This window comes from Leucobacter sp. M11, from assembly GCF_035726885.1.
Lineage (GTDB): Bacteria > Actinomycetota > Actinomycetes > Actinomycetales > Microbacteriaceae > JAPFRB01.
The window spans coordinates 120,024-128,499 of record NZ_JAPFRB010000005.1 but is presented as its reverse complement, the minus strand read 5'-3'; the positions used below and the strand labels follow the sequence as shown (position 1 = coordinate 128,499).

At 69.6% G+C, this 8,476-nt stretch carries 9 protein-coding genes and 2 pseudogenes; 3 read left to right on the top strand and 8 right to left on the bottom strand.

The genetic code is table 11. The features are described 5' to 3' along the window. The 6 genes and pseudogenes from OOT08_RS15920 to OOT08_RS15895 all read right to left on the bottom strand — a co-directional run. Nucleotides 1–159: pseudogene (locus tag OOT08_RS15920) on the bottom strand (hypothetical protein); the annotation flags it as partial. Beyond that, complete coding sequence (locus tag OOT08_RS15915; RefSeq protein ID WP_325093812.1) at nt 108–842, bottom strand: zinc ribbon domain-containing protein; 735 nt, start codon at nt 840–842, stop codon at nt 108–110. The gene OOT08_RS15915 and the pseudogene OOT08_RS15920, both read right to left, overlap by 52 nt. Nucleotides 843–863: 21 nt before the next feature. Further along, nucleotides 864–1,694, bottom strand: a complete 831-nt coding sequence (locus tag OOT08_RS15910) for a Nif3-like dinuclear metal center hexameric protein (RefSeq protein ID WP_325093811.1) — start codon at nt 1,692–1,694, stop codon at nt 864–866. 18 nt (nt 1,695–1,712) lie between these two features. Further along, nucleotides 1,713–2,372, bottom strand: coding sequence for a methionine ABC transporter permease (locus tag OOT08_RS15905; RefSeq protein WP_325093810.1), 660 nt, complete (start codon nt 2,370–2,372; stop codon nt 1,713–1,715). Next, nucleotides 2,369–3,436: a methionine ABC transporter ATP-binding protein gene (locus OOT08_RS15900; protein ID WP_325093809.1), complete on the bottom strand. Its 1,068-nt coding sequence runs from the start codon at nt 3,434–3,436 to the stop codon at nt 2,369–2,371. Before OOT08_RS15900 ends, OOT08_RS15905 begins: the two co-directional genes overlap by 4 nt. Before the next feature lie 113 nt (nt 3,437–3,549). Then, nucleotides 3,550–4,476 carry a MetQ/NlpA family ABC transporter substrate-binding protein gene (locus tag OOT08_RS15895; RefSeq protein WP_325093808.1) on the bottom strand — a complete coding sequence of 309 codons (927 nt, stop codon included), beginning with the start codon at nt 4,474–4,476 and terminating at the stop codon, nt 3,550–3,552. A gap of 281 nt (nt 4,477–4,757) precedes the next feature. Here OOT08_RS15895 and OOT08_RS15890 point away from each other — a divergent pair, with 281 nt between their 5' ends. The 3 genes from OOT08_RS15890 (at nt 4,758) to OOT08_RS15880 (ending at nt 7,537) form a co-directional block, all read left to right on the top strand. Then, nucleotides 4,758–6,194, top strand: coding sequence for a glyceraldehyde-3-phosphate dehydrogenase (locus OOT08_RS15890; RefSeq protein ID WP_325093807.1), 1,437 nt, complete (start codon nt 4,758–4,760; stop codon nt 6,192–6,194). A gap of 131 nt (nt 6,195–6,325) precedes the next feature. After that, nucleotides 6,326–7,171, top strand: coding sequence for a universal stress protein (locus tag OOT08_RS15885; RefSeq protein WP_325093806.1), 846 nt, complete (start codon nt 6,326–6,328; stop codon nt 7,169–7,171). Between the two features lie 156 nt (nt 7,172–7,327). Beyond that, the gene (locus tag OOT08_RS15880) at nt 7,328–7,537 is read left to right on the top strand and encodes a hypothetical protein (protein WP_325093805.1); all 210 of its coding nucleotides are present in this window, start codon (nt 7,328–7,330) and stop codon (nt 7,535–7,537) included. Nucleotides 7,538–7,609: 72 nt separating this feature from the next. Here OOT08_RS15880 and OOT08_RS15875 read toward each other — a convergent pair whose 3' ends face one another. Both OOT08_RS15875 and OOT08_RS15870 read right to left on the bottom strand, forming a co-directional pair. Beyond that, entirely contained in the window at nt 7,610–8,062 is a 453-nt protein-coding gene (locus tag OOT08_RS15875) for a nucleoside deaminase (RefSeq protein ID WP_325093804.1), read from the bottom strand. Between the two features lie 109 nt (nt 8,063–8,171). Next, nucleotides 8,172–8,476, bottom strand: a pseudogene (locus tag OOT08_RS15870) (ABC transporter permease); the annotation flags it as partial.

Here is an 8,476-nt window from a genome sequence, read left to right as displayed (position 1 = left end):
CGCGGTCGGGCTCCACTCGTGCGCGCACTCGGGGCAGACGAGCAGCGCACCCAGCTCGTAGGCGTAGGGGCTCTGGCACTGCGGGCAGGGCGGCAGGGTCTCCGCCACTACTCCGCGTCCTCGGGCAGCCGGACGAGGATCGCGCCCGAGCCGGGGCAGAACACGATCTCGTTCGCGGGGGCCCCGCGCAGTTCGGCGATCTCGGAGTCTGTGAGGGCCATGTTGCTGCCCTCGGAGACCTTGCCCCGGAGGCGGGCCGCCCCGATCCCCGTGCGCTGCCGGGTCTCCTCGTAGAGGGCCAGGACATCGCCCGCGATCGTGACGCTGAGGTTCTTGCGCTCCTCGATGGTTTCTGCGAGCTCCCGGGCGAGGGCCGCCTCCCCCGCGGCGAGGGCCTGCTCAAGGGCCTGGCGGCGCTCGTTCTGGCCCGTCACCTCGGCGTTCGCGGCGTCGAGCTGCGCCTGGGCGGTTTCGTTTGCCTCCAGCGCGGCGAGCTCGAGCGACTCCAGCTCCGCGGCGCGATTGACGAGGGACTCGATCTCCGACTGCAGGGCCTCGGCTTCCTTGGCGGAAACGCTCGCGGCCAGCCGCTGCTCGTTCCGGCTCCGCCGGGCGACCACCGTGGCGACGTCGGAGCCCAGGCGGTCGAGTTCGACCTGGGTCTCCTCGACCGCGCGCTGCGCGGTCATGAAGCGGTCGCGGATCCCCGCGGTCTCCGCGGAGAGCGCGGTGATCTGCTCGCGTTCGGGGAGCTGGCTGCGGCGGCGTGCGATCCGCGCGGCCCGGGTGTCGAGGTCTTGGAGGTCGAGCAGGAGGGCCTGCTGGTCCGGGGTTGCTTTCACGGGGGTGTCCTTACTCGGGTGCTACGGAAGGTGGGGGTGCTGGCCGACGGCGAAGTCCCAGACGTCGGTGCGCCGGGTGCTCACGCGGAACTCCACGCCCGGGAGCCGCTCGGCGAGCTGCTCCGCGGCCCGGTCGAGCCATAGCCACTCGCTCGCCCAGTGCGAGACGTCGATGAGGGCGGGGCCGCCCGCGACCAGGGACAGCTCCAGGGATTCCTGGGCGGGGTGGTGTCGGAGGTCGGCGGTGACGTAGACATCGGCGGAGGTCACGAGCGGGTGGCCGAGCAGGCTGTCTCCGGCCCCGCCGCAGAGCGCGACGCGGCGGATCACCCGCTCGGGGTCTCCCGCGACGCGGACCCCGGTCACGGTGGCCGGGAGCACCGCGGCGACGCGCTCGGCGAAGACGGCCAGGCTCGTCTCCTCGATGTCGCCGACTCGCCCGATGCCGTGGTCCGGGCCGGTGCCGACCTCGATCGGGGACGGCTCGATCAGGCCGAGGGCCCGCGCGATGCGATCCGAGACGCCCCCGGCGGGAGCATCAGCGTTCGTGTGCGCGCTGTAGAGCGCAATGCCCGAGCGGATGAGGTCCCCGAGCAGCGCGCCCTTTGCCGTGTCCTCGGCGAGGGTGGTGACCCCGCGCAGGAGCAGCGGGTGGTGGGTGAGGAGCACGTCAGCGTCCCACTCCGTGGCTTCCTCGACGGTCTCGGCGACCGCGTCGACCGCGAGGAGCACCCGAGCGAGCGGGGCCTCGTTTCTCCCGGAAACGAGGCCGACGCGGTCCCAGTCGGCCGCGGTCGCCTCGGGCCACAATTCATCGGCCGCCCGCCGCAGGTCCGCCAGTGAAAATGCCATACCACCCAGCGTAACGGATCAGCGACGCAGTAAGCGGCGGGCAATCGCGTTGCCGAGCAGCTGCACCGTCTGCACAATCACGATGATCACGAGCACCGCAGCCCAGGTCACCCAGGGGTTCATCTGGCGGTAGCCGTACTGCAGCGCAAAGTTCCCGAGCCCGCCGCCGCCGATCGCGCCGGCAATCGCCGACATATCCACGACCGCGATGAGCGCGAAGGTGTATCCGAGAATGAGCGGACCGAGCGCCTCGGGCAGCAGAATGCTTCGGATGATGCGAAACGGCGACGCGCCCGCGGCACGGGCGGCCTCGATGACACCGGGGCCGACGGTGAGCAGGTTCTGTTCAACCAGCCGGGAAATGCCGAAGGACGCCGCGAGGCTCATCGCGAAGATGAAGGCCGGCCCGCCAATCCCGGTGCCAACGACCAATCGCGACAGCGGCATGATTGCGCCGATAAAGATGACAAAGGGAATCGGCCGGAAGGTGTTCACCAGCACGTTGACCGTGACGTACACGGCACGGTTTTCCAGCAGATTCCCCGCTCGGCAGAGGTACAGCGCGAGGCCGAGCAGCAGGCCCCCGATACCGCCGAAGATCATCGCGATAGTCACCATCACGAGGCTCTCCCCCGCGGAGGCCCAGAGTTTCGGCAGTAGCTCAATCAGGTCGTTCATCGCGCGGCTCCGTTCAGCGGCTCGGTCTCGGATTCGCGAGTCAGTTCGACGAGCGTCAGCCCGTCGACGCCCTCCGCCAGGAGCGCGTCGACGCGCGCGTCGTCACCCTCGAGGGCAAGGGTCAGGCAGCCGAAGGACCGCCCACCGATCTCGCTCATCCCCCCGTGCACGAGCGCCACCCGGAGGCCCCGGGCCGCGATGGCGGCAAAGAGCTGCGCCTGGTAACCGGATTCGGCGTCCAGGGAGACCGTCGCCAGCCGCTCCGGGTGTCGGCGGAAGAGCCCCCGCAGCGTCTCCCCCTCCGGAACCGTCGGCAGCACGGTGCCGGCAAAGCGCTTGGTGGTCTCGTTCTCGGGCTGCGAAAAGACGCGATACAGCTCGCCCTGCTCGACCGCGCGACCGCGGTCCATCACCGTCACCCGGTGGGCGATCTCGCGCACCACGTCCATCTCGTGCGTGATCAACACGATGGTGATGCCGAATGACTCGTTGACCCGTTTCAGGAGCCCGAGCACCTCGCGGCTCGTCTCCGGGTCGAGCGCGCTCGTGGCCTCGTCGGCCAGGAGCACCCCGGGGTTCGTGGCGAGGGCCCGGGCGATGCCGACCCGCTGTTTCTGCCCACCGGACAGCTGCTCCGGGTACGCGTGCGCGTGCTCGGCGAGCCCGACGAAGCTGAGCAGCTCGGAGACCCGGGTGTTGCGCTCCTGCTCCGAGACCCCAGCGACCACGAGCGGGAACTCGATGTTGCCCCACACGGTTTTGCTGTGGAACAGATTGAACTGCTGGAAGATCATCCCAATCTGCCCGCGCACCTCGCGCAGTTGCCGCTCGCGGAGGCCGCTGATCTCGGCGTCACCGACGAAGACCTGCCCGGCGGACACGGTCTCCAGTCCGTTGATGAGGCGCAGCAGGGTGCTTTTTCCGGCACCCGAGTAGCCGATCACGGCGTGAATCTCGCCCGAGGCGACGTCGATGGAGACGTTGTCGACGGCGCAGGATTCGGGCTGGCCGCGGCGGCGGCCGGGGTAACGCTTGGTCACTCCGACAAGTTGAACGCGAGTCACTGGTGGGTCCCTTCTGGGGTTCGCTGATACGGTCGGCGCGAGCGGCGGGGTGGGCAACTCGCGCAACGGACGATGCGCCCGGACCGATCGGTCCGGGCGCATCTGGTGGGCCGTTAGCCCTGTGCCTTGGTCTCCGCTTCGACCTTCTTCAGGGAGGCTTGCAGGTCGGCGACGGGGGTCTTCAGCGGCTGCGCCGTGTTCGCGGATGCCTCGGCGACGCCCGCCAGCACCTCGGGGCTGTTCTGGTAGATCTCCACGAGCTTCGTGAGCACCGGGTCGGCGGCCCGGTCCGCCGTCGCGGCAAAGATGTTCACGTAGGGCAGCGCGTTCGGGTCGTTGGGGTCGTCCTTGGCGATCGCATCGGCAAAGGACAGCCCCGACTTGGCGACGAAGTCGTTGTTGATGACCCCGGCGGCGACGTCCGGCAGTGCCGGGCCGATCAGGGCGGCGTCGAGCTCCTTGACCGTGACTTTCGAGGCCGCAGCGTCGATGTCTGCCGGGGTATCAAAGATGGAGCCACCGCCGGTGAGGGTGATGAGGCCAGCCGACTGCAGCACCAGCAGGGCACGGGCGCGGTTGCTCGGGTCGCTCGGGATGGCGACGGTGGACCCGGCGGGAATGTCGGCGACGTCGGTGTACTGCTCCGAGTACAGGCCAAGGGGGTAGATCGCGGTGGAGCCGATCGGGGTCAGGTCCTCGCCGCTGGCGGCGTTGTACTCCGCGAGGTAGACAATGTGCTGGAACTGGTTGAGGTCGAGCTCGCCCTCCGTGACGGCGGGGTTCGGCTGGTTGTAGTCCGCGAAGTCGACGAGCTCGACCTCGATCCCCGCTTCGGCCGCGGCGGCGACATAGGTGTCCCAGTAGGGCTCGCTCGCGCCGACGACGCCGAGCTTGACGGTGCTGGCGGCCGCGGGGCGCAGGAGCCAGAAGAGGAGGCCGCCGATGACCAGCATCGCGATGACCACCGCGGCGATGAGGGCGCCGCGGCGCTTCTTCGGCGGGGCAACGGCGGGGGTTGCTGGGGTGTTCTGGGCGGTCATGAGGTGTCTTTCCGTCTGGGTGGGTGTCCGGCGATCGCCGGGCTGACACCAGATTCCCGCATCCCAGCGCGCACACAAAACCCTGTGACGCCGCGTGACGCCGCGTGACGCGGGGCGTCTGCGCGACCGCGGCTCTCGCGCGGGAGCGCCCCCGCGCGGCCACCGATGCCGGTGCGCTCAGCCGGACATGCGATACTGGATCGGTGCGTCACCTTCCGGCGCACACACTGTGTCGCCGTCGTCCTCCCGTGACGAAACACCACGAAAGGGATCCTCTCTCAATGGACCAGCGTTCAGACGCCCACCTCGTATCTTGGAACGCACGGGAGGAGCTCGCGGAGCGGATGATTCCGCTCATCGGCCGGCTCTACCGTGATCACGATGTCGTCATGAGTGTGCACGGGCGCACCGTCGTGAACCAGTCGGCCCTCGACATCATGGCCGCGCACCGCTTCGCCCGCAAGATCGATGACGCCGAGCTTCCCCTCGAGGAGAGCTTCGCGATCATCGAGGCCCTCGTGGCCATCAAGCCCGGCCCGGTCTCCCTCGACCTCGCGCTGCTCGCCAACAAGTTCCGCGAGTCGGGGCAGAGCGATGTGCGCGCCTTCCTCGAGGGCGAGCTCGCCGGCATCGACGACGCGAAGAAGCAGCCCCAGGACGTCGTGCTCTACGGCTTTGGCCGGATTGGCCGCCTCCTGGCCCGCATCCTCGTTGACCACGCCGGCGGCGGCCACGGCCTGCGCCTGCGCGCGATCGTCGTCCGCAAGGGCTCCGACAACGACCTCGCCAAGCGCGCGAGCCTCCTGCGCCGCGACTCCGTGCACGGCCCCTTCAACGGCACCATCACGGTTCTCGAGGACGAGAACGTCATCCTCGCCAACGGCGTGCGCATCCAGGTCATCTACTCGAACGACCCGACGACGGTCGACTACACCGAGTTCGGCATCAACGACGCCATCGTCGTGGACAACACGGGTCGCTGGCGCGACCGCGAGGGCCTGAGCCAGCACCTGCAGGCCAAGGGCGCCGCGCGCGTGCTGCTCACGGCTCCCGGCAAGGGCGACCTGAAGAACATCGTCTACGGCATCAACCACGACATCATCACGGCCGAGGACACCATCGTCAGCGCCGCGTCCTGCACCACGAACGCGATCACCCCCGTGCTCAAGGTGATGAACGACCGCTACGGCGTCGTCCAGGGCCACGTCGAGACCGTGCACTCGTTCACGAACGACCAGAACCTGATCGACAACTTCCACAAGGGCGACCGCCGCGGCCGCGCCGCCACGCTCAACATGGTGATCGCCGAGACCGGCGCCGCTACCGCGGTGGCCAAGGCACTGCCCGAGCTGGAGGGCAAGCTCACCGGAAACGCGATCCGCGTGCCCACCCCGAACGTCTCGCTCGCGATCCTGAACCTCACCCTGGAGCAGGCCGCGGAGCGTGAGGAGCTGAACGCGCACCTGCGCGAGATCTCCCTGACGAGCGCGCTGCGCGCCCAGATCGACTTCATCGAGTCCCCCGAGGTCGTGTCCACCGACTTCGTCGGCTCGAACCGCGCGGGCGTCGTGGACGGCCTCGCGACGATCACCACGGGCAAGCAGGCGATCCTCTACGTCTGGTACGACAACGAGTTCGGCTACAGCACCCAGGTCGTCCGTGTCCTCGAGGACATGGCGGGCAACCACCCCGAGCTGGTTCCCGGCCTGACCCAGTAGCGCCAGGTCCGCCGCCGGGTCCCCCGGCACCCACCCGGTACCCCACTCGAGACCCCGCAGGGTCCCCGAGTGGGGTACCGTTTTGGTATCGGGATCTCCGAGCGGGAGTTCCCTACACGGAGGGATGCATCATGGCTGAACAGATCATCATTGGCGTCGACGGTTCCGTGCAGAGCCGAGCCGCGCTGCGCTGGGGACTGGCTCGCGCGAGTGAGCGCTCGGCGGAGGTGACGCTGCTGCACATCGCAGATGATTCCTTCCTCTCCGAGAGTGTGGCCTTCCTCTCCGAGGCGCAGACCGCGTCCGAGCAGATGCTCGCCGCCGAGCAGGAGTACGCCCGCAGCCTCGGCTACGAGGGCCCGATCAGCGGCCGCGCACTCGTCGGCCACCCGATCGCCGAGGTCGAGGAGGCCTCGAAGGGCGCCTCGCTCGTCGTGCTCGGCGACCACGAGGGCAGCCGCTTCGCCGGCACCTTCTTCGGCACCCGGAGCGTCAAGATTGCCGCGGTGTCGCACGCGCCGGTCGCCGTGATTCCCCTGACCGACGGGGAGCCCACGAAGGGCGTCGTCGTCGGCATCGACGGCTCCGAGGCGAGTCGCAAGGCGATTGAGTACGCCGCCGCCGAGGCGGACCGCCGGGGCGTTGAACTGAACGCGGTCTACGCGTGGATGCCGCCGCTCACCCCGGGGCTCGAGTACCTCTGGAGCGACGAGCTCGTCGCCTCCCAGCGCGCCACGGCCGAGGAGGCCATCGCGATCGGCGTCGCCGGGCTCGCCGAGCGCTTCCCCGACCTCGTCGTGAACCGCGTGATCGTGCAGTCCCCGCCGATCGCCGCGCTGCTCGCGGAGGGCGAGGGCGCCGAGCTGCTCGTCGTCGGCAGCCGCGGCCGCGGCGGGCTGTCCCGACTGCTCCTGGGCTCCGTGAGCCACGGCGTGCTCGCGCAGCTGCCCTGCCCCGTCATCGTGACCCGGGCCTAGTCGGCCCCGGCCGCCCCGGCTGCCCGGCCCGCCGGATGCGCCGCATCCGCGCGAGCTGGGCATCCGCCGGGCGGACCCCGGGAAATCCTCGACCGAGCGGTGCCGCGGGGTTAGACTCCGAACACGTCGTTATCGTCGGCGTGGAAGGGGTACGACATGACTGAGCAGTCACACACCGAGCCGGAGGAACAGCCGGACTTCATCGAGGACGTCGAGTCCGATCCCGCATTGAGCGATCAGAAGGGCTTCGACTGGACCGACGAGGGCGGCGCCACCCAGTGGGGCCCCGCGACGAACACCCCGCTCGACCCCGAGGTGGTCCTCACCGTCCCCAAGCCCGGCCCGCCCAAGAAGCGCATGATCTAGGTCGCCCGCGCGGCCACGAAACGCCCCGTCTCCCCTGGGAGGCGGGGCGTTTCGTGTGCGCGCCGCGCCGCCTCAGGGCAGCTGCCCGATGTCTTCCGCCCACAGCTCCGGGTGTGCGCTCGTGAAGCGCGCCATGAGCTCGCGGCAGACCGGGTCCCCGAGCACCTCCAGTCGGACGCCTCGGCGGCGCAGGAGCTGTTCCGGCCCGCGGAAGGAGTCGTGTTCGCCAACGATGACGTGGTGGATGCCGAAGAGTAAAATCGCCCCGGCGCACATGTCACAGGGCGAGAGGGTCGTGACCAGGGTCGCCCGGGCGTAGTGGCTGGGGTGCATCCGACCGGCGCGCTGGAGGCAGTCGATCTCGGCGTGCAGCACGGGGTCGTTGGCCTGCACGCGACGATTCCGGCCCTGGGCGATAAGCTGCCCGTCGATGATGAGGGCGGCACCGATCGGGATACCGCCTTCCTCGGATCCGGCCCGCGCCTCGGCGAGGGCGTGCCCGAGCAGACGTTGCTTGACGGTCATAGGGATTCCTTTCACTGGCCGGGGCTGCGCCCCGGGCTGGGTTCCGCGCGGGTCCCGAACGCTGCCGGGTCGGAGCCGGACGGGGAACCGACCGGCCGCCTGGCCCGGCCTAGCTTCGGCGGTAAGGCATCAGATAGGCCCCGGGGTACCGCACCCCCCGCCCCCAGATGGCCAGCGCGGCAATGACGACCAGGTAGGGGAACGCGATGAACAGTTCGTTCGGGACCCAGCCGGACCACCGCGAGATGGCCATTTGGAGCTGAATCGCATCGGCGACGCCGAAGAGCAACGCCCCGGCGATGATCGGGGCCACCCGCCACCGCCCGAAGATCACGAGGGCGATACAGATCCAGCCGCGACCGCTGACGATGTCCACCGTGAAGGTGCCAAGCAGGCTGAGCGTCAGGAAGCTGC

Excerpts from the sequence above, each read along its gene's own strand:
- OOT08_RS15895 (WP_325093808.1), bottom strand. The coding sequence starts at position 4,476 with ATGACCGCCCAGAACACCCCAGCAACCCCCGCCGTTGCCCCGCCGAAG.
- OOT08_RS15905 (WP_325093810.1), bottom strand. The coding sequence starts at position 2,372 with ATGAACGACCTGATTGAGCTACTGCCGAAACTCTGGGCCTCCGCGGGG.
- OOT08_RS15885 (WP_325093806.1), top strand. The coding sequence starts at position 6,326 with ATGGCTGAACAGATCATCATTGGCGTCGACGGTTCCGTGCAGAGCCGA.
- OOT08_RS15890 (WP_325093807.1), top strand. The coding sequence starts at position 4,758 with ATGGACCAGCGTTCAGACGCCCACCTCGTATCTTGGAACGCACGGGAG.
- OOT08_RS15910 (WP_325093811.1), bottom strand. The coding sequence starts at position 1,694 with ATGGCATTTTCACTGGCGGACCTGCGGCGGGCGGCCGATGAATTGTGG.
- OOT08_RS15875 (WP_325093804.1), bottom strand. The coding sequence starts at position 8,062 with ATGACCGTCAAGCAACGTCTGCTCGGGCACGCCCTCGCCGAGGCGCGG.
- OOT08_RS15880 (WP_325093805.1), top strand. The coding sequence starts at position 7,328 with ATGACTGAGCAGTCACACACCGAGCCGGAGGAACAGCCGGACTTCATC.